Origin of the sequence: Lentzea tibetensis (assembly GCF_007845675.1) — a bacterium.
Classification (GTDB): Bacteria; Actinomycetota; Actinomycetes; order Mycobacteriales; family Pseudonocardiaceae; genus Lentzea; species Lentzea tibetensis.
This window is the reverse complement of the sequence record NZ_VOBR01000002.1, coordinates 102,077-118,621: the sequence shown is the minus strand read 5'-3', so window position 1 is coordinate 118,621 and position 16,545 is coordinate 102,077. Positions and strand designations below refer to the sequence as shown.

The following is a 16,545-nucleotide window of genomic DNA, read 5'->3' as shown; positions in this document are numbered from 1 at the left end:
CTTCTTCGCTGTGGCTCTCGTCGTGCTGCGGCAGAATGCCCAAGTCCCGAGATCTCAAACATGCTTGGAATGAATGCTCGCTGGCGTGATCAGCGGGGAACGGTGTGGACCACAAGGTCCTCACCGGTGGAGATTCCGTGTAGCCCGGACAGGGCGAGAATCCACGGGGCGTGGTTCCTTCCGCCGCAATCACGGTCATGGCCATGCTCGCGCAGTTGTGGTGTGCGGTGCCGATCCGGTCCAGCACCGCGTCTCACAGGTCGTCGACGGTGGAGGACGAACTCCAGGAAGCCAAGGACATCAACACCCGGAACTCACCACCAGACCCCGAGACGCCATATCCGCCCTTGCGTGGCGTGTGAGGTTCCGAGCTAGCCAAGTCTCGTCCGGCGACTCTGGGTGTCGCGGCGCACCTGCTCGGTCTGCTCGGTGATCGCGGCGATCTGGTCGGCCAGGGCGGGATGCGTTTCCCGGATTTGGTCGTGCGCGTCGGCCAGTGGGTTGAGGAGCTCCGCCGCGTTGTCCTCGGACAGGGCCAGGCGAACGGAGGGGTCCACCTCGCCGACGTGTCCGGCGAGGCTGCGCAGCGCGGCGGAGTTGTCCCGTGCCCACCGCGTCACAGCGCGATCGCCCGCCCGCCGGTCGCGTTCCGCCTGCACGCGCTCATCCCCCGTCGAACCGGCGAGATCGGACGGTCGCAGGCGGAGGTAGCGGCGTTCGGCGGCCTGTCGGCTGGCCACCCCGAGCGCGGGCGCCAGGTCCGCCCAGCTGGTGCCGAGCTCGCGGGCGGCGGCGATCAGCTGGGGTTCCCAGTCCGTCAGCTCGGCCCGCAGCTCGCGCAGCAGGACCAGCGCGGCCAGCACCTGGGTCGGGCTGAGGTCCGCGTTCGCGTGCGCGGCGGCGCGGACCGTCTCGTAGTCACCCACCGGCATCGTGTCATCCTTTCGACGACAAACAGACTTGTCATCGTTCCGACGACATGTTACAACAGAGGTGCGCGTTGACAGCAGACAAAACATCGAGGAGGTGCCGGATGTTGATGCGCACTGACCCGTTCCGGGAGCTGGACCGCTTGGCGCAGCAGGTGTTCACCGGGCCGGGCACGTGGTCACGACCCACGGCGATGCCGATGGACGCCTACCGCTCGGGCGACGAGTTCGTGGTGGCGTTCGACCTGCCGGGCGTGTCCGCGGACGCCATCGAGCTCGACGTCGAACGCAACGTGCTGACCGTGAAGGCCGAGCGGCGCCCGACCATCACCGGCGACAACGTCGAGATGCAGGTCGCGGAACGACCGCTGGGCGTGTTCTCCCGCCAGCTGTTCCTCGGCGACACCCTCGACACCGAACACATCCAAGCCGCCTACGACGCAGGTGTGCTGACCCTGCGCATCCCGGTGCTGGAGAAGGCCAAGCCCCGCAAGATCGCCATCACGCACACCGACCAGGACGTCAAGCAGATCAACGCCTGACCAGGAGCGGTCATGGCCGCACAGACGCTGGACGAAGCCACGCCGCCCGGTCCCGTCGACGCCGCACCGGGACACGGTCCACCCGCACCGGCAGGGCCACATCCCGACCGGCGCACCGGCACGGCAACGCTCCCCTCCGTCACGGAAGGCAGGTGATGCGTGGACACGATGAACAACACGAAGACGTCCGGTCGACCGCTCGCACCGTCGGACCGACCCCGCGGTGGCCAATCCGGCTGACGCCACCCGAGCGCAGGGGCGCAGCACTCCGCGAGCCGCCCGGACTCTTCCACCCGGTGGTCCCGTGCCGTTGGATCGCGGCACGGGGCCACCTCGTGTCGACCTGCTGAACTGGGCGACGCGGGCGCGCCTTCTCGTCAAGAAAGCCATGCGCCTCATGACGATAAGCATCAACAAGTTTCGGCAGACTGGCTGGTGCATCCGCGAGCAACCCCAGGAAGTGCGCTTCCCGCGTCGCCTCGGTCAGGAGCGGTGGAGGCTGTTGGCCGAGCAATGCCAACAACTGCTCCAGCACGTTGTCGAGGAACGCAACCCTGTCGTTCCGGCCTGCCCAGTCCCCCGTCACAAAGAACGACACCACACACCCCCTCCGGGGGGTGCAACACGAACCACGACAGCAGAGCAGACTTCCTCGCCACGCCACCACGTGTAGCTCTGAGCCGTGGGCGCGGTGCAGAACCAGGCCAACTCCTCGAGTTCGCGCTGTCGACCCGTCAGCACCGCAGGCGCACTGCGCCGCACGTGTTCCAGGTATCGCGTCCGGACCGGCACCCCCGCAGACAGGGTCGCAGAGCCGATGTGCATCAGCTGTTGGCGCATCCGCCGGGCGCCGTCGACTCCGCCTGCCACCCTTTGCGTCGCTGACGCGGACCAGGATTCAGAGGCGCACGACGGCGTTGAGCACGTCCTGGGCTACTTCACGGAGTTTGACGTTGTCGTGCTGTGAGCGCCGCACGAGCATCGCGAAGGCCTCCTCCGCGGTGCAGGCGTGCACCGCCATGAGAGCACCCTTGGCCTGGTCTATCACCGCTCGTGAGACGAGCGCGGTCTCCAAGTGCTTGATCTGCTCACGAGACCGCTGCCACTGGTCGGCGGAACTGATCGTGGCGCACGCGGCGGTGGTGAACAGCCGCATCAGACCTTCGTCGAACGGGTCGAAGGCGGCGGCGGTGTAGCTGTAGATGTTGAGCGACCCAACGTGTTCGGCGTCGGACCTGCCCGATGCCGGGAGCACGATGGGGACCGACAGATAGGCGCGCACGCCGTGTTCCTCGGCCGCCGATTCGAACTCAGGCCAGGTCTCCCGGTGCTCACCGACGACCGCGCGAACGGCCTGGAGCGTGCGAGCCGACTCGAGGCAGGGCCCGCGGTTGGCGCCGTACTGCTTCTCGTCCACATCGACGAGCTGCTCGTCGCTGGCGGCCACTGTCCGAGGCGGTTCCGGAGTCATCACGGTGATGGTCACGGCGTCGGCGTCCGGGATCGCCCGTGTCGCGGTTTCAGCCAGTCGGCGCAGTGCCTGGCCGAGCGGCTCCTCGGTGGAGAAGGAGTCCCGTAGCACGGCGAGCGCCTCGGTCGCCTCGTCGAGTCGCTCCAGAGGATCCGGGCGGTCATCGTTGACGGATCGGGCTTGTGACTGTGTTCGTTCAACGGGGTCTGTTTCGTCGTGCACGCAAGCCGCCTTCCAACTCGAACCGAGTCCGCGGCGCCGCTGCTTGACGCTCCCGACGAATGGTACGGCCTGCGACACGTGCGACGCCTGCGCCCGCGGAGGTGAACCTGCTCGGCTCGCGGCTGCGCGGACCACGAGCGGAACCGGCTGCTCGACGGCTTCCGCCTGGACTGCGACCAGACGCCGATCCACGTTGTTCCCGCCGCGCGCAGGCTCCTCGCATTCCTCGCGCTGTGCGAGGGGCCCGTGCCGCGCACCGTCGCGGCGACACTGCTCTGGCCGGAGGCCACCGTCCATCGCGCGAGCGCCTGTCTGCGGTCGTCGTTGTGACGGCTCGGCAAGCCGTCGACACCGCTGGTCGTGGTCGCCGACGACGCACTCACCCTCACCGCGGAGGTCGACGTCGACTTCCGGCGCGCGTGCGTTCGCCGCCGCACCGGGAACCAGTCCAGACGCCGTGGCCCTGCTCAAGGCCGATCTCCTACCGGGCTGGCGGCAACCGTGGGTCCAGGCCGAGCAGGACTGGTGGCGTCAAGCCCGGCTGCGCGCTGGAGGTGCTCAGCGACAGGTCCAGGTCGTGCGGTGACCACACAGGCGGTGCGTCAGTACCACAATTACCGAGCCCGGCTGCGCGCCGAACTCGGCCTCGAACCGTCCCGCCACATCCACTCAGCCCCTGGCTCGTCGTCATTTGCTCCGCCACCGTCGCGGCTGGTCTGTCGTTTCAACTCTGACGATGAACGAGGGCCGTGAGTCTCGCGGAAAGATCCCGCCAGCTGTCTGCTCAACCGCCGGAACCGTCCGGCCCACGAAAGCGTCGCCGCACTGACGCGGCCACCTAACGTGCTACCCCACTGGGAACGAAGCACACCGCGCGTGTCCGGTGGGCGCCGGCGGGATACCCCACACGTCATGAACTACGACAAGGTGCGGGATGACCTGAGGCAGTTCGTGCTCGGCCGGCTCGCCGAAGACGAGCAGCGCCTGGCGGACGACGAGTTGCCGTTCCTCGACGAGGCCGAGCGGCGAGGCAGGCTGCGGATCTTGCGGTCTGACGACGGCAAAGGCCTGCTGCTCATCCCTGGGCCGGTGCAGGCCCAGGGCGAACGGGCGCCTGTTCCGTTCCCGGAGAAGGTGGCGATGCTGCGCACCGAGATCGAGAACACCGAGGACGAGTCGCTGTTGCGGTTCCTGGCGCTCGCTTACGACACCCATCACAGCTGGCAGGAGGAGTGGCGTACGTGAACGGGACGCTGCGGTCCGATACCCGCTAAGAGTGCCAATAAACCGGTCCCACGTGCTTGTTCTTCAACCGGTGCATGCCTAGCGTGGTGATTCCGGGCGGCCACCGGCTGCCTGGAGGAGTGGCAATTCCGGGTTGAGGAGACAGCTCGCTGTCATTGCCCTGTGGCACAAGGGGACCTCACCGATGAATCAGCACGCCACCGAACGTTCAGGGTTGATCACCGATCACGTCCGTCGAACGCGACGGAGGTGGCAGGCATGAGGATCGCGATGGTGTCCGAGCACGCCAGTCCGCTCCCGGCACCGGACGCAGTCGACGTAGGCCCGCAGAGTCGCCACGTCGCCGAACTCGCGGCCGCGTTGTGCCGGCACGGGCACGAGGTCACCGTGTACACCCGCCGAGACGCCCCCCACCTGCCAGATCTCGTGCGCGCGGACCGCGGATACCAGGTTGTGCACGTCCCCGCCGGGCCCGCCGAACGACTCGAATCGTTGCCCCACTTGGGAGACTTCACCAACGTGCTCGTCGAGCACTGGAACGCGAACGCGCCCGATGTGGTGCATGCGCACTTCTGGACGTCCGGCCTAGCGAGCGTGCTGGCGTCACGCCGGACGGGTGTTCCCGTGGTGCAGAGCTACCACGAGCTCGGCATCGCTGCCTCTTCCGGCGACGGGAGCACGTCCAAGAGGACCGATGTCGAGCGGCTGCTCGCCCGCGAGGCGGCGCACGTCGTCGCGAACTGTTCGAACGAGGCGTTCGACTTGATCCGAATGGGCATGAACCGGTCTCGCATCTCGGTCATCCCGTCCGGTGTGGACATCGACGCCTTCACGCCCGACGGTCCGCGAGCGGGTCGCACCCTTCCGCGCCGCGTCGTCACCTTCGGCCACCTGTTGCCGCGCAGCGGTCTTGACCACATCATCGCCGCACTGCCCGCCCTCGATGACGCAGAGCTCGTGATCGCGGGACGCTCGGACGACGCTTCCGAAGCGAAGCGGCTGCGGGCGCTGACCGTGGAGTTCGGTGTCGCGGAGCGAGTTGTGTTCGCGGGCGAGGTGGCACGCTCCGCACAACCGGCCCTGTTGCGGTCGGCGGACGTCGTCGTGTGCGGCCCTTGGTGCGACAGACCCGACGCACTTGCGTTGGAAGCGATGGCCTGCGGCGCACCGGTGGTCACCACTGCGGTCGGCGGACTCGTCGACGCCGTCGTGAACGGCGTGACCGGCCGGCACGTGCCACCACGCGATCCCGGCGCACTGACGCGCACGCTGCACTCGCTGCTGGCAAGCGACACCGACCGCTACGAGTTCGGTATCGCGGGGCGGGACCGGGTCTGCGCTCGGTACTCCTGGGACCGCATCGCCTCCGACACGCTGCGCGTGTACGAACGCGCGCGAATGCTCGCCCGACAGGCCCCCGGCGCACGTGTGGCCGACCGGCCCTCATCGGGCTGACGCAAGGCGTCGACGTGTTTGCGGGGGGTCGCGCCCACCCGGCGGTGGGGGCCAGACGCGGGCAGGTCATGGCAGGACCGGACTGCTTCGTACCGGCCAGCTCGCTGATGTAGTCGTGGCACTGCTTGGCTCGAGCGGAGTCTTCCTCCATCACGCGGCTGAAGAAGTCGGCGATGTCACTCCTGCCCGCGTTCTCGGCGTCGCGGACGTACTGGCCGTAGTCGTGCCCCGCCTTGAGCGAGTGGTACTGCACCGAGATCAAGTCGAACGTGACGTCGTCGACGCCGGTCTCTCCAGTGGCCATTGCTTCCTCCTCGAACAGGCACATGAGACCTCCGAGACCTACCCCTGAACCACCGACCAAAACGACTGTCTCGCAATGACTTCTCTTGCTCCCGCTGCGTTTGCACGGAGTGCGGCGGGGTAGCTCGCAAGACGAGTACACGTCGACCGACGAGGAGTCCGTCGTGACGGAGAACCAGGTGGGCGGTGTCCGCGAAGCCGCCCAGCAGGAAGGTGCCGCGGTGGCGCACCACGCCAAGGAAGCTGCAGGAGAGGTGAGTGCGGCAGCTCAGGAGCAGGTCGGGCAGGTCGCACGGGAAGCAAGAGCCCAGGCGAACCACGTCGTGCGGGACGTGCGGGACAAGGTGGCCGACACCAGCAGGCAGGCGGCGCGCTACCTCGACGAGCGAGGCGCCCGCGGGCTGCTCGACTCCGCACAGGACTTCGCACGTCGCAGGCCCGACGCGTTTCTGCTGGGCGCCGCGGCGGCCGGGTTCGTCGTCGGCCGCGTCGCGAAGAGCGCGACCGACCAGCAGGGCAAGGGACAACACGTCGCGCGGCGGCCGGAGCCGGTTCGCCCGCCTGAGGCCCAGACGCGCGCGCCCTCAACACGGGTTTGCGGGCGCGGGAGCCGGGCAACGCCGATGGGGACGACAAGTGGCTGGAGGACTCGATGAAGGCTGTTGCCTGGCACGGCAAACGCGACGTCAGAGTGGACACGGTGCCGGACCCGGTGCTCGAGGAACCGACGGACATCATCGTGCGGATCACGTCCACCGGAATCTGCGGATCGGACCTGCACCTCTACGAAGTGCTCGGGGCGTTCATCGACGAGGGCGATGTGCTGGGTCACGAGCCGATGGGCGTCGTGGAGGAGGTAGGCCCCGAGGTCACCACGTTGAGCGTGGGCGACCGCGTCGTAGTCCCGTTCAACGTGTCCTGCGGCACCTGCTTCATGTGCGGACAGGGCCTGCACTCCCAGTGCGAGACGACCCAGGTCCGCGAACAGGGCACCGGCGCCGCGCTGTTCGGCTACACCAAGCTCTACGGTCAAATGCCCGGCGGCCAGGCGGAGTTCATGCGCGTTCCGTTCGGTGACACGTTGCCGATCAAAGTGCCGCACGGCCCACGGGATGACCGGTTCGTACTCCTGTCCGACGTCCTGCCGACCGCGTGGCAGGCGGTGGAGTACGCGGGTGTGCGCGAGGGCGGCAGCGTGGTCGTGCTCGGACTGGGCCCCATCGGTGACATGTCGGCGCGGATCGCACTGCACCGCGGTGCCGGCACGGTGATCGGCGTTGACCTGGTACCCGAACGGCTCGCTCGGGCACGGGCTCGCGGAGCGACCGCGCTCGACCTCAGGGAGCACGGCAAACGGCTGGCCGAGCACATCCGTGACCTGACGAACGGCCGCGGCCCGGATGCCGTGATCGACGCGGTGGGGATGGAGGCGCACGGCGCACCGGTCGCGAAGCTGGCCCAGGACGTCACCGGTTTCCTCCCGGATCCGGTGGCCGCCAGGCTGATGCGAACGGCCGGAATCGACCGGCTGAGCGCTCTGCACGCGGCCATCGACATCGTGCGGCGGGGCGGCACGATCTCCCTGGCCGGCGTGTACGGCGGGATGGCCGACCCCATGCCGCTGCTGACGATGTTCGACAAGCAGATCCAGCTGCGGATGGGGCAGGCCAATGTCAGGCGTTGGGTCGACGACATCCTGCCGCTGCTGTCCGACGACGACCCGCTGGGCACCGAGGCGTTCGTGACGCACAAGCTGCCGCTCGTCGAGGCGCCGCACGGCTACGAGATGTTCCAGAAGAAGCAGGACGGTGCCATCAAGGTGCTGCTCCAGCCCTGAGGGATCCCGACGGGCGATCGGTTCGGGCGTACCCACCAGAGGTAGCCGCCGGTTGTCGCGATCAGAGAAGAGGTGACCACGCAATGGTCGATGTCAGGACCCGCAATCCCGTGCAGGGCGCCGCCGCAGGAGTCGGAGCGGTCTTCCTGCTGGTCGGTGTGCTGGGTTTCATCCCAGGAATCACGACGGACTACGAGAGCATGACGTTCGCAGGCCCCGAGTCCGGCGCCATGCTGCTGGGGCTCTTCCACGTCTCGATCCTGCACAACGTCGTGCACCTGCTGTTCGGTGTCGCCGGACTGGCAATGGCTCGCACCGCGAGCGGCGCCAGGGGGTTCCTCATCGGCGGTGGAGCGATCTACCTGGTGCTGTGGCTCTACGGGCTGGTCGTCGACAAGGCGAGCGAAGCGAACTTCGTGCCGCTCAACGGCGCTGACGACTGGCTGCACCTCGCGCTCGGCATCGGCATGATCGGGCTGGGGGTGGCCCTTGCCAGGCGTCGAGCGGTCCGCTGAGACCATTGGCGTGGAAGAGGAGTTCTTGTTGATCGACCCGGCGTCCGGGCGCACAGCCGCGCGTGCGGACGCTGTGTTGTCGGTCCTCGAGAACACACAGCTGACGCGGTTCCACGCCGAGCTCGCGGCCACCCAGGTGGAGGCGGCCACCGGACCGTGCACCGAGCTGGCCGAGCTGCGGGTGGCTTTGTGCGACGCGCGGGAACGGGTGCGCGCCGCCGCGCGGCAGCACGGACTCCGAGTCGTGTCGGCGGGCCTCCCTGAACGCGGCGCGGAGCAACCCGTCGGCGGGCGCGGCAAGCGGTTCCGCGAGATCCTGATCCGGTATGCGGGCGTGGTCGCGGACTACGAGGCGTGCGCCTGCCAGGTGCACATCGGGGTACCCGACCGGAAGACCGGCGTGGCGGTGCTGAACCATCTGCGGCCGTGGTTGCCCACGCTGCTGGCGTTGTCGGCGAGCTCTCCGCACCGCGGCTACGCGAGCTGGCGGATGGTGCTCCAGTCGCGGTTTCCGGGATCCGGTGTGCCGCCGTGGTTCTCCTCGGCAGACGACTACGACGCGCACATCCGACGGATGGTCGAGTGCGGGACGCTGGTGGACGAGTCGATGACGTTCTGGCTCGCCCGGCTCTCACGCCGGTGGCCGACAGTCGAGTTCCGCGCCGCGGACGCCGTGCCCGACGTCGAGATGGCGGTCCTCCAGGCCGCGTTGTCACGGGCGTTGGTGCGCACTGCCATCACAGACATCGCTGCAGGGCGGGAGGCTCCGCGCGTCCGCGACGACGTGTGCGCCGCAGCGATCTGGACGGCCGCGCGGCACGGTCTGGACGGTCCCGCTGTGCACGTCCAGCACGAGTGCCAGGTGCCCGCGACGAAGTTGGTCAACGCGCTGGTCGAGCACGTAGCCGCCGCGTTGGAGGAGACCGGTGACACAGACACTCTGGAGAAACTCCCATGACGAAGCTGCCGGAGTCCAGGGGCCCGCTCTCCGCGGGCCTCAACGAGGCCCTGCTCGGCCGCGGGCCGCTGCCGTCCCCTGGTGACCTCCACCCGTTCGGCGAGGACGCGACCATCGCCCTGCACACCATGTACGAGCTGCACTACGCCGGGTTCGACGGGGTGGACGCGGCTTGGGAGTGGGACCCTGACCTGTTGCGACTGCGCGCCGCGCTCGAAAAGGACTTCGTGGAGGCACTGCGGGACGGCGTGACCACACCGTCGCTGGACGAGGCGCTGGACGCGTTGCTGGTCGAGGTCGTGCCCGGCGACGGCGTCTCGCACCACCTGCGCGACCACGGCGACCGAGAGCAGATGCGCGAGTACTTCGCGCACCGCTCGGTCTACCACCACAAGGAGGCCGACCCGCACGCGTGGGTCATCCCCCGGCTGCGCGGCCAGGCGAAGGCGTCGCTGGTGGCGGTTGAGTTCGACGAATTCGGCGGCGGGCGCGGCGACCGCATGCACTCACGGCTCTACGCGGACCTGCTCGCGGCGGCCGGTTTGTCCGCCGAGTACCTGCACTACCTGGACAACGTGCCCGCGCCCGCTATCGCGATCGTCAACATGATGTCGCTCTTCGGGCTGCACCGGTCACTGCGCGGCGCGCTGGTCGGCCACTTCGCCGCGGCCGAGATCACCACCGCTCCGAGCGCCGCGAGAATGCTGCAAGCGTTGGAACGGCTGGACGCTCCCCCGGCGTGCAAGCTCTTCTTCAGCGAGCACGTCGAGGCGGACGCCGTGCACGAGCAGATCATGCGCCGCGACGTCATCGGCGACCTGCTCGCGCGCGAACCGGAGCTGACCGCCGACGTGGTGTTCGGCATCCAGGCCACCGAACTCCTCGAAGCCCGGCTCGCCGATCACCTGCTGTCGTCGTGGCGCTCCGGCTCGACGTCCCTGCGCATGCGCCGCCGGTGGCTGGTGTCGCAGAACGGATAACGCTTGCTGCGACGGCACGCGCACAACGCCACCACGAACCGGTCCGACGCGTGCACCATGCCGTCGACCTCGATCTCGACCGGTCCCTCGATGAGAACCGGGCCGCCCGGCACGACGGTCACCCTACGCGGGCTTATCACCGCGAATCACCACCAGCTCCTCGTGCCGCTGGCCCGGTTCGACCAGTCTCCGCGCCTCGAGGAAGGCGATCCGCCGGCGCATCACCGGACCGAACGGTGTCCAACGCCGGTCGACAACGGATGCCTCGAGCCCGACGCCGCGCAACCTGCTCACAGTGGTGTCCACTCCACACAGGGCTGAGTGGACGAGGAGCAGCACGCCTCCTGGTTGGAGAAGCCCAGATACCTTGGCGCACAGCGGGTCCAGCAACTCACGCCCGTCAGCTCCCGCGTCCCACGCACGAGCCGGTCCCCTCGCAGCGTGGTTCGCGGGCACGTACGGCGGATTCGCCAGCACCAGGTCGAACCGGCCGCGGACGTCGAGCGCATTCCCCCAACGCACGCGAACCGGCCTGCAGAGCGTATTCAGCCGCGCGGTGAGCACCGCCCGCAGCGATACGTCGACCGCTGTCACCGTCGCCGCGCCCGCGCGCAACGCGGCCAGTGCGAGTGCTCCGGTACCCGTGCCGAAGTCGAGAACCTTCGCTCCCCTTGGAATCGCGGCGGCGCGCAGGGCCTCGATCAGGAACCGCGTGTCCTCTTGGGGCGCGTACACCCCAGGGGTGTTCGTCAGCATCACAGATACCAGATACCCGCGTGAGTGCGGTCCACACGGGAGGGGCGCACTTCGTCACACGACGTCGCGGACAACCTTGGACGCGCGCGGATTTCGTTCCGCTGCCGCAGGCGGCCGATGCGGCTCAGTCGAGAGCCGGTGCACCTGAGCCACCAGTCCGCGGTGCGCCACAAGAATCCGGCGCAACGTCAGCTGTCGTTCGGCTCCGTCCCGAACGACCTGCCTTGCGACTGGCCCGACCCGGTGTTCTCCGCACCGGCCGGTCGGAGGCGAACAGGGCGCTCATGTCGTCCACGCCCTCGGGGATCGGGATAGCGGTGTGGTGGGCGAACGGCACCCGCACGTACTGGGCGTGGCTGCCTTGAAACCGCCCATCGCACGGGAGTAGCCGAAGACCCCGCCTGGACCGCGCGGGCGTCACCAGGCGCGGGAGCCGGCCTTGGTGGAGAACCTGAATTCGACGGTGACCGGCAGGGTGTCCAGGTCGAGGGCATGCCGCAGGCGGGGTAGTCCGGTCGTGTCCAGCTCGTGGCGGATGGCAGCAAGGTCACCGTGCTGCTCGACGCTGACCACGAGCGCCAACGCCGCAGTGGCGCGAGTCCCGGCCAGGGTGGCGTGTGCGGCGTGCACTCCTGGGTAGGCGGAGACCTCGTCGAGGAACGGCTCGATCGCCGTGCTCGCCGCGAGTTCGGTCCGACCCCGATCCGGGTCCTGTTCGAAGTGCCAGGTGTGGGTTTTGGGTTTGCGCGCCAGTTGTGCGAGCAGCCACCGCAACGTCAGCAGGCCGATCACAACGGCAGCAACGGCGGTGGCGTAGAGGGCCGAGGTGGGTGGGTCGCCGACGGCGGGGACGAGCGCGGCATCGGGCCTCACCAGGGTCAGCGCGCCGAAGTGGGTCGCGACCGCGAAGCCACCTGCTGCGAGCAGCAGGAGTCCGACGACGGCCAGCAGGCTGCGGTTGAGGCGGGCGGGGCGGTTGAGGTTGGTCATGAAGCGCTCCTGACGGCCCTGACCTTGATCTTGATCTTCGGTCGGGCGGCGGGGGTGATCTGCTCGATCCTGTGCTCGATCGCCGCGCGCACTGCTTCGGCCAAGCCGTCGGTGTTGGTCCGCTGTGTGTTCACAGCCGCGGCGACCGTGTTCCTGCGCAACGTGAGCCGTGCGCCGGACACTCCATCCACTGTGGACGCTGCGACGCGCAGGGTGTTGCAGTAGCTCCGCCGCGAGGCGCCGGAGTCGATCGCGGTATCGCTGCCCCGCAACGGAAGTACCGTCGGTTTGCCGGGCATGACCGCGGCCAGCAGCAGGATCAGCCCCACAAGTGCGGTGACACCACCGATGATCGCGGGGATGGGGTCGTTCCATTCTGCGCCGTGCAGTGCGGCGGCGACCGCGCGGTAGTCCGTCCACGGGGCGCGGCCCAGGATCATCTGGATCGCGATGACCGCGATGAAGGCACACGCCACCAGCCCGACCACTGCGACGAGCACGGCAGGTGTGGTGCGGCGGGGCCTTCGCTTCACTGGACCCTCCTGGCGGCGGTGGCGCCGTGCAGCGCGGTGACGACGATGTCCATTCGCAACACCGTCAGGCCGGTGAGCTCCTCGACGCGGCGCGTCAGGTGCGCCCTGGCCCGTTCGGTGGTTCGCGTGATCGACTGCGGGTAATTGATCGACAAACGCACGTTGAGAACCACGGTGTCGCCGCTGACATGTGCGGTGATCTTCACGGCTCCTTCGCGGTCCTCGCCGCCAACGGCGAGGCCGAGCATGCGCGCGGCCGATCCCCCGACCCCGTCGACTTCTGTGGCCGCTTGAGCCGCGATCCGCTCGACCGCGCGGGCGCCGATCGTGAGCCGGCCACGGTCGGCACCCGGCGGGCTGGTGACCGGGCTCGGCTCGGTGGTGGTCGTCACGACGGCTCAGCCCCGGTCTCGGCCGGCGAGCTGCGAGAGGTCCAGCTTGCCGTCCAGCACGCGGCCAGCGAACAGGCCGAGCGCACCGAAGACGAGCACGGCGAGGAACGCGCCGAACCCGCCGAACGCGGCTGCGAAGCCGAGTGCGAGACCGGTCATGAGGCCGAGTTGGGTGGAGTTCATGGGATTTCTCCTTGCTGTGCCGGTCGGCCCGTGCCGAGACGGGGCCGTCCGAAAAACCAGTGAAGGCGCAGGCGGGACGCCGGGCCCGAGATCTCGCCGATCAGCACGTTCACCGGCCGATCGGTGGCGATCTCACCGAACCGGCCGTGCGGGCGGCGTCGAGATCGACGCCGGGACTCACAGCACGCGGCTGGAGTCAGTCGTCTCGCCGCTCTCGTCGTCACCGGGGACGTGCACATCGGAGACGTTGATGTTGACCTCCACGACCTCGAGACCGGTCATCTGCTCAACCGCGGTGATCACGTTGCGGCGGACCGCACGCGACAGGTCGCCGATGGAGACGCCGTACTCGACGAGGATCTGCAGATCGATCGCGGCCTGCTTCTCCCCCACCTCGACCGAAACACCCTGGCTCGCGCTGGCCGAGGCGCCGGGAATGCGCTCGCGGATCGCGGAGAACGCCCTGGCCGCACCGCCACCGAGGGCGTAGACGCCGGACACTTCGCGGGTGGCCAGACCGGAAACCTTCTGCACCACGACATCGGAGATGGTGGTAACACCCTGGGGGGACACCAGCGCGCTGACGGACGTCTTCTGCACTTCGCCGCTCGGGGCGGACGACTGGTCAGGGGCCTTGGTGGCCGGGTTCGTCATGTTCTCTCCTTGGGTCCACATGTGCTTGCCTGGCGCGAAAGTTCGCGGTGCCCCGCTTGCCTCCACACCAGGTAGACCCGGCCCGGCGCGGATCGTCACGGCATGTTCGCCACGACCGTACGGCGCCCTAATGGGTGACACCGGGCAAAGGCACCGACTCACCGGGCACCCATGACGAACCAGCACCTTGCCGTGTCATTCAACTGCCCGCCTCCATGACAGAGCGGCCGGGAGGAAAGGACGGGTCGAGCATGACCGGTGCAGACAAGTGACAGCCCCCGCCGAGATCAACCTTCGGCTCCCGCCCCCGGACGACGCGGCACTGGACGAGGGCACGCTGGTGGCCCGCGCACGCGAAGGCGATGTCCAGGCGTTCGAACAGCTCGTGCGCCGCTACCAGGGCCCGATGTACCGGCTCGCGTTGCGGATGCTGGCCAGCACGGGCGACGCTGAGGACGTGGTGCAGGAGGTGTTCCTCACCGCGTGGCGGCGTCTGGGGCAGCTCGAGCAGGACGCCGCGTTCGTCGGCTGGCTCTACCGGACCACGACAAACCGGTGTCTCAACGTCATCCGGGCCCGGAAACCGACCACCGACGCGGAGCTCGACCAGCACGAGTCGGCCGGATCGTCCGGACGCCCGGAGCGAGCGGCGGAGACCAGTGCGCAGATGACGGCGCTGACCGCGGCACTGGACCTGCTCACCTCCGAGCAGCGGGCGTGCTGGCTGCTGCGGGAGGTGCACGGGCGGTCCTACGACGAGATCGCGGACGCCACCGGAACGACGAGCACGGCGGTGCGCGGACGAATCGCGCGAGCACGAGCACAACTGGCGGAGGTGATGGCGCCATGGCGGTGAACCAGCCGACGCAGGAGTACCTGTTGCCGTGCGGCCGCGACGTGGAGACGGTGTGGGAACGAATCGACGAGGTCGAGACCGGTCGAGCCAACACACACGACATCCAGTGTCCGTACTGCGGCGCGGCGCGGGAGAGCCTGAAGGTCCTGCGCGACCTGACCGGCGTGCTCGCTGCCGACGACACCGAACCCTCACGCAACCTGACCAACCGAATCATGGCCGCGGTCCGCGCCGACGTGCGTCGCCACAACATGCTCGCGCTGCCGACCGACGAGCCAGGCGGAGTCCGCGTCAGTGAACAGGCCGTGGCCGCGGTGCTGCGTTTCGCCGCGGACACCGTCGGCGGCGTGCGCGCCCGCCGCTGCAGGGTGCGTCAGGCCGACTCGGACGCCTTGGCCATCGAAGTCGACATGAGCATCGCGGTCCGTGCCGGCGGATTCACCGCTGCCGCGATCGAGCAAGTGCGCGACAGGGTCACCGCGGCCGTCGGCGCACGGATCGGGGTGCGCCTCGCGCGCCTCGACCTGACCGTCGAAGACCTCTACAACGCATGACGGGCGACAGCAAGGGACAGCACCGCGATGAAGACCGACCTCCACGACACGGCAGGGGGCGTGCCCCGCACGGAATCGGTGATCACCAGTCCGGTGATCGCCGCGATCACCGCGCACGCCGCGATGACCGTCGCCGGTGTCGTGCGACTCGAACCGGGACTGCTCGGACTCGCCACGTCACTCGCCCACGCCGCACGCCAACGGATCACAGGGCTCGATCCCACGCCCACCGGGGGCGTGCGGGTCGTGACCGATGACACTCACACGGCACCGTCGATACGACTGGAGATCGACCTGGCGACTTCCTGCCACGACCAGACCGCCGCCGTAGCTCGGGACGTGCAACGCGCGGTCACTCGCGCCGTCACGGTCGCCACCGGCCTGACGCCGACAGCCGTGACCGTGTCCGTCCTGGACATCAGCCTCAAGGGAGGCGGCCGATGACCGCTCGCACCGATCTGGTCCGCACCCTGCTCGCCGTGGTGCACACGCTCCCCGGACTGCGGCCCGCCACCCCGTCGACCGACTCGCTGGCGTCCAAGATGCCGTGGGATCTCGACGCGATCGCGGTCGACGTCGACCACGAACTGGTCGAGATCCGGCTGGTCGCGCTGACTTTGCCGTTACCGCCGCTGCTGCGACACGCGGAGACCGTCCTTCGGTCCACATTGGATGACACACCGTGGGAGAAGGCGTTCCTGCGACTGGTCATCACCGACGTCGATGCTTCCGCCTTCGTCAGCGACTGAACGCCGTCGTGCGCATCGCTGCCACGCCAGAACCCGAAGCTGCACCGCTGATCCTCCACACGGCCGGCGCTGACAGTGGCAGCAAATACGTGATGAATGGCCGAAGATGACCCCTCGCCACCATTGGCGGGAGGGACACTCGACCGACCTGATCACACCAGCGAGCCACGATCTTGCTGGAGAAGTCCTCCAAGGACTCTTGTCAGCGCGAACACAAGAGCCCTCAACGAACTCGGTGCGGTTGACCACCGCTCAGCGCAGTTACATGCAGCTTCGCGACGTTCAACTCCTTGCCCCGCTCCAGTCAGCTCCAGCACGTTCAGTGACCCGCGTCCCATCGGAGGCGCAGTGCAGCAGGTCTGCCATCGGCTTCACACCCAGCTCAGCCAAAGACAGCACGTCCATCGAAAGAACTGCACTG

21 protein-coding genes are annotated in these 16,545 nt (G+C 68.6%); 12 read left to right on the top strand and 9 right to left on the bottom strand.

Annotation, left to right across the window (positions count from 1 at the left end; translation table 11 throughout):
* Positions 1-371: 371 nt before the first annotated feature.
* Positions 372-932, bottom strand: a complete 561-nt coding sequence (locus FKR81_RS02570) for a hypothetical protein (protein WP_146349258.1) — start codon at positions 930-932, stop codon at positions 372-374.
* Between the two features lie 101 nt (positions 933-1,033).
* On the opposite strand from FKR81_RS02570, the gene FKR81_RS02565 reads away from it, so the two are divergent.
* Positions 1,034-1,471 (top strand): Hsp20/alpha crystallin family protein, encoded by a 438-nt coding sequence (locus FKR81_RS02565; protein ID WP_146349257.1) that lies wholly within the window; start codon positions 1,034-1,036, stop codon positions 1,469-1,471.
* 898 nt (positions 1,472-2,369) lie between these two features.
* Here the strand turns inward: FKR81_RS02565 and FKR81_RS02560 are convergent.
* Positions 2,370-3,356 carry a GAF and ANTAR domain-containing protein gene (locus FKR81_RS02560; RefSeq protein WP_235921246.1) on the bottom strand — a complete coding sequence of 329 codons (987 nt, stop codon included), beginning with the start codon at positions 3,354-3,356 and terminating at the stop codon, positions 2,370-2,372.
* 720 nt (positions 3,357-4,076) lie between these two features.
* Between FKR81_RS02560 and FKR81_RS02555 the strand changes: the two genes are divergently transcribed.
* From FKR81_RS02555 to FKR81_RS02520, 7 genes are all read left to right on the top strand, one after another.
* The gene (locus FKR81_RS02555) at positions 4,077-4,409 is read left to right on the top strand and encodes a hypothetical protein (protein WP_146349256.1); all 333 of its coding nucleotides are present in this window, start codon (positions 4,077-4,079) and stop codon (positions 4,407-4,409) included.
* A 258-nt stretch (positions 4,410-4,667) separates the two neighbouring features.
* On the top strand, positions 4,668-5,864 hold the full coding sequence (locus FKR81_RS02550) for a glycosyltransferase (protein WP_146349255.1): 1,197 nt from the start codon (positions 4,668-4,670) through the stop codon (positions 5,862-5,864).
* Between the two features lie 467 nt (positions 5,865-6,331).
* Positions 6,332-6,823 (top strand): hypothetical protein, encoded by a 492-nt coding sequence (locus FKR81_RS02540; RefSeq protein ID WP_146349254.1) that lies wholly within the window; start codon positions 6,332-6,334, stop codon positions 6,821-6,823.
* Entirely contained in the window at positions 6,820-8,004 is a 1,185-nt protein-coding gene (locus FKR81_RS02535) for an alcohol dehydrogenase catalytic domain-containing protein (protein WP_146349253.1), read from the top strand. The genes FKR81_RS02540 and FKR81_RS02535 overlap by 4 nt, the downstream gene beginning before the upstream one ends.
* Before the next feature lie 83 nt (positions 8,005-8,087).
* Positions 8,088-8,519, top strand: a complete 432-nt coding sequence (locus tag FKR81_RS02530) for a DUF4383 domain-containing protein (RefSeq protein WP_146349252.1) — start codon at positions 8,088-8,090, stop codon at positions 8,517-8,519.
* Between the two features lie 10 nt (positions 8,520-8,529).
* Positions 8,530-9,477 (top strand): carboxylate-amine ligase, encoded by a 948-nt coding sequence (locus FKR81_RS02525; protein ID WP_222598156.1) that lies wholly within the window; start codon positions 8,530-8,532, stop codon positions 9,475-9,477.
* Positions 9,474-10,457, top strand: coding sequence for an iron-containing redox enzyme family protein (locus FKR81_RS02520; RefSeq protein WP_146349250.1), 984 nt, complete (start codon positions 9,474-9,476; stop codon positions 10,455-10,457). Before FKR81_RS02525 ends, FKR81_RS02520 begins: the two co-directional genes overlap by 4 nt.
* On the opposite strand, the gene FKR81_RS02515 is transcribed toward FKR81_RS02520, so the two are convergent.
* From FKR81_RS02515 to FKR81_RS02485, 7 genes are all read right to left on the bottom strand, one after another.
* Positions 10,379-10,597 (bottom strand): CDGSH iron-sulfur domain-containing protein, encoded by a 219-nt coding sequence (locus FKR81_RS02515; RefSeq protein WP_146349249.1) that lies wholly within the window; start codon positions 10,595-10,597, stop codon positions 10,379-10,381. The genes FKR81_RS02520 and FKR81_RS02515 overlap by 79 nt on opposite strands.
* A complete protein-coding gene (locus tag FKR81_RS02510; protein ID WP_407936496.1) occupies positions 10,581-11,216 on the bottom strand; it encodes a HemK2/MTQ2 family protein methyltransferase in 636 nt (211 codons plus the stop codon). Before FKR81_RS02510 ends, FKR81_RS02515 begins: the two co-directional genes overlap by 17 nt.
* A 414-nt stretch (positions 11,217-11,630) precedes the next feature.
* Positions 11,631-12,203 carry an alkaline shock response membrane anchor protein AmaP gene (locus FKR81_RS02500; RefSeq protein WP_146349247.1) on the bottom strand — a complete coding sequence of 191 codons (573 nt, stop codon included), beginning with the start codon at positions 12,201-12,203 and terminating at the stop codon, positions 11,631-11,633.
* The gene (locus tag FKR81_RS02495) at positions 12,200-12,736 is read right to left on the bottom strand and encodes a DUF6286 domain-containing protein (protein WP_146349246.1); all 537 of its coding nucleotides are present in this window, start codon (positions 12,734-12,736) and stop codon (positions 12,200-12,202) included. Before FKR81_RS02495 ends, FKR81_RS02500 begins: the two co-directional genes overlap by 4 nt.
* On the bottom strand, positions 12,733-13,128 hold the full coding sequence (locus FKR81_RS02490) for an Asp23/Gls24 family envelope stress response protein (protein ID WP_235921244.1): 396 nt from the start codon (positions 13,126-13,128) through the stop codon (positions 12,733-12,735). The genes FKR81_RS02495 and FKR81_RS02490 overlap by 4 nt, the downstream gene beginning before the upstream one ends.
* Positions 13,129-13,134: 6 nt before the next feature.
* Positions 13,135-13,311, bottom strand: a complete 177-nt coding sequence (locus FKR81_RS43240) for a hypothetical protein (RefSeq protein WP_186762714.1) — start codon at positions 13,309-13,311, stop codon at positions 13,135-13,137.
* Positions 13,312-13,488: 177 nt separating this feature from the next.
* On the bottom strand, positions 13,489-13,965 hold the full coding sequence (locus FKR81_RS02485) for an Asp23/Gls24 family envelope stress response protein (protein ID WP_146349245.1): 477 nt from the start codon (positions 13,963-13,965) through the stop codon (positions 13,489-13,491).
* A gap of 268 nt (positions 13,966-14,233) precedes the next feature.
* On the opposite strand from FKR81_RS02485, the gene FKR81_RS02480 reads away from it, so the two are divergent.
* Genes FKR81_RS02480 through FKR81_RS02465 form a run of 4 tightly spaced genes read left to right on the top strand, consistent with a single transcriptional unit; the run spans position 14,234 to position 16,124 of the window.
* Positions 14,234-14,821 carry an RNA polymerase sigma factor gene (locus FKR81_RS02480; RefSeq protein ID WP_235921242.1) on the top strand — a complete coding sequence of 196 codons (588 nt, stop codon included), beginning with the start codon at positions 14,234-14,236 and terminating at the stop codon, positions 14,819-14,821.
* Positions 14,812-15,375 (top strand): Asp23/Gls24 family envelope stress response protein, encoded by a 564-nt coding sequence (locus FKR81_RS02475; RefSeq protein ID WP_146349244.1) that lies wholly within the window; start codon positions 14,812-14,814, stop codon positions 15,373-15,375. The genes FKR81_RS02480 and FKR81_RS02475 overlap by 10 nt, the downstream gene beginning before the upstream one ends.
* 27 nt (positions 15,376-15,402) lie before the next feature.
* The gene (locus FKR81_RS02470; RefSeq protein ID WP_146349243.1) at positions 15,403-15,819 is read left to right on the top strand and encodes an Asp23/Gls24 family envelope stress response protein; all 417 of its coding nucleotides are present in this window, start codon (positions 15,403-15,405) and stop codon (positions 15,817-15,819) included.
* Complete coding sequence (locus FKR81_RS02465) at positions 15,816-16,124, top strand: hypothetical protein (protein WP_146349242.1); 309 nt, start codon at positions 15,816-15,818, stop codon at positions 16,122-16,124. The genes FKR81_RS02470 and FKR81_RS02465 overlap by 4 nt, the downstream gene beginning before the upstream one ends.
* Positions 16,125-16,545: the final 421 nt, after the last annotated feature.

Coding starts and splice junctions, on each gene's coding strand:
- FKR81_RS02500 (WP_146349247.1), bottom strand. CDS start 12,203: ATGACCAACCTCAACCGCCCCGCCCGCCTCAACCGCAGCCTGCTGGCC.
- FKR81_RS02570 (WP_146349258.1), bottom strand. CDS start 932: ATGCCGGTGGGTGACTACGAGACGGTCCGCGCCGCCGCGCACGCGAAC.
- FKR81_RS02475 (WP_146349244.1), top strand. CDS start 14,812: ATGGCGGTGAACCAGCCGACGCAGGAGTACCTGTTGCCGTGCGGCCGC.
- FKR81_RS02485 (WP_146349245.1), bottom strand. CDS start 13,965: ATGACGAACCCGGCCACCAAGGCCCCTGACCAGTCGTCCGCCCCGAGC.
- FKR81_RS02555 (WP_146349256.1), top strand. CDS start 4,077: ATGAACTACGACAAGGTGCGGGATGACCTGAGGCAGTTCGTGCTCGGC.
- FKR81_RS02520 (WP_146349250.1), top strand. CDS start 9,474: ATGACGAAGCTGCCGGAGTCCAGGGGCCCGCTCTCCGCGGGCCTCAAC.
- FKR81_RS02465 (WP_146349242.1), top strand. CDS start 15,816: ATGACCGCTCGCACCGATCTGGTCCGCACCCTGCTCGCCGTGGTGCAC.
- FKR81_RS02550 (WP_146349255.1), top strand. CDS start 4,668: ATGAGGATCGCGATGGTGTCCGAGCACGCCAGTCCGCTCCCGGCACCG.
- FKR81_RS02470 (WP_146349243.1), top strand. CDS start 15,403: ATGAAGACCGACCTCCACGACACGGCAGGGGGCGTGCCCCGCACGGAA.
- FKR81_RS02530 (WP_146349252.1), top strand. CDS start 8,088: ATGGTCGATGTCAGGACCCGCAATCCCGTGCAGGGCGCCGCCGCAGGA.
- FKR81_RS43240 (WP_186762714.1), bottom strand. CDS start 13,311: ATGAACTCCACCCAACTCGGCCTCATGACCGGTCTCGCACTCGGCTTC.
- FKR81_RS02565 (WP_146349257.1), top strand. CDS start 1,034: ATGTTGATGCGCACTGACCCGTTCCGGGAGCTGGACCGCTTGGCGCAG.
- FKR81_RS02535 (WP_146349253.1), top strand. CDS start 6,820: ATGAAGGCTGTTGCCTGGCACGGCAAACGCGACGTCAGAGTGGACACG.